The sequence below is a fragment of the Burkholderia sp. AU32262 genome, assembly GCF_020419985.1.
In the GTDB taxonomy this organism is placed as follows: domain Bacteria; phylum Pseudomonadota; class Gammaproteobacteria; order Burkholderiales; family Burkholderiaceae; genus Burkholderia; species Burkholderia semiarida.
The window spans coordinates 1-1,523 of the sequence record NZ_JAIZRS010000068.1; the positions used below are offsets into that span (position 1 = coordinate 1).

The 1,523-nt window shown below is 68.2% G+C and carries 1 protein-coding gene; it reads left to right on the forward strand.

The annotated features are described in order from the left end of the window. On the forward strand, nt 1-1,523 hold a 1,523-nt coding region (gene katG / locus LGN10_RS33330; protein WP_226226285.1), incomplete at both ends, for a catalase/peroxidase HPI.

Genomic DNA, 1,523 nt, shown 5'->3' on the forward strand with positions numbered 1-1,523 from the left:
ATCGAAGTGCCCGTTCAACCACACCGCAGGCAGCGGCACGACGAACAAGGACTGGTGGCCGAATCAGCTGAACCTGAACGTACTGCACCGGCATTCGGCGCTGTCCGATCCGATGGACCCGGATTTCGACTACGCAGAAGCGTTCAAGAAGCTGGATCTCGCCGCGGTGAAGCAGGACCTGCACGCGCTGATGACGACCTCGCAGGACTGGTGGCCGGCCGACTTCGGCCACTACGGCGGCCTGTTCGTGCGCATGGCGTGGCATAGCGCCGGCACCTACCGCACGGCCGACGGCCGCGGCGGCGCCGGCGGCGGGCAGCAGCGCTTCGCGCCGCTCAACAGCTGGCCGGACAACGTCAGCCTCGACAAGGCCCGCCGCCTGCTGTGGCCGATCAAGCAGAAGTACGGCCGCAACATCTCGTGGGCCGACCTGCTGATCCTGACCGGCAACGTCGCGCTCGAATCGATGGGCTTCAAGACCTTCGGCTATGCCGGCGGCCGCGTCGACACGTGGGAGCCGGACGACGTCTACTGGGGCTCGGAAAAGATCTGGCTGGAACTGAGCGGCGGCCCGAACAGCCGCTACACCGGCAAGCGCGAGCTCGAAAGCCCGCTCGCCGCGGTGCAGATGGGCCTGATCTACGTGAACCCGGAAGGCCCGGACGGCAACCCCGACCCGGTCGCCGCCGCGCACGACATCCGCGAGACGTTCGCGCGCATGGCGATGAACGACGAGGAAACGGTCGCGCTGATCGCGGGCGGCCACACGTTCGGCAAGACGCACGGCGCCGGCCCGGCCTCGAACGTCGGCCCCGAGCCGGAAGCCGCGGGCATCGAAGAGCAGGGCCTTGGCTGGAAGAGCACGTTCGGCACGGGCAAGGGCAAGGACACGATCACGAGCGGCCTCGAAGTCACGTGGACGTCGACGCCGACGCAGTGGAGCAACGATTTCTTCAAGCACCTGTTCAGCTACGAATGGGAGCTCACGAAGAGCCCGGCCGGCGCGCACCAGTGGGTCGCGAAGGATGCCGACGAAGTGATTCCCGATGCGTACGACGCGTCGAAGAAGCATCGCCCGACGATGCTGACGACCGACCTGTCGCTGCGTTTCGACCCGGCCTACGAAAAGATCTCGCGCCGCTTCTACGAGAACCCGGCCGAGTTCGCCGACGCGTTCGCACGCGCATGGTTCAAGCTCACGCACCGCGACATGGGCCCGCGCTCGCGCTATCTCGGCCCGGACGTGCCGGCGGAACACCTGCTGTGGCAGGACCCGATCCCGGCCGTCGATCACCCGCTGATCGACGCCGCCGACGTCGCCGCGCTGAAGACGAAGGTGCTGGCCACCGGCCTGTCGGTGTCGCAGCTCGTGTCGACCGCATGGGCGTCGGCGGCGACGTTCCGCGGCTCGGACAAGCGCGGCGGCGCGAACGGCGCGCGCATTCGTCTCGCGCCGCAGAAGGACTGGGAAGTGAACCAGCCGGCGGCGCTCGCGGCGGTGCTCGAAACGCTCGAAGGCGTGC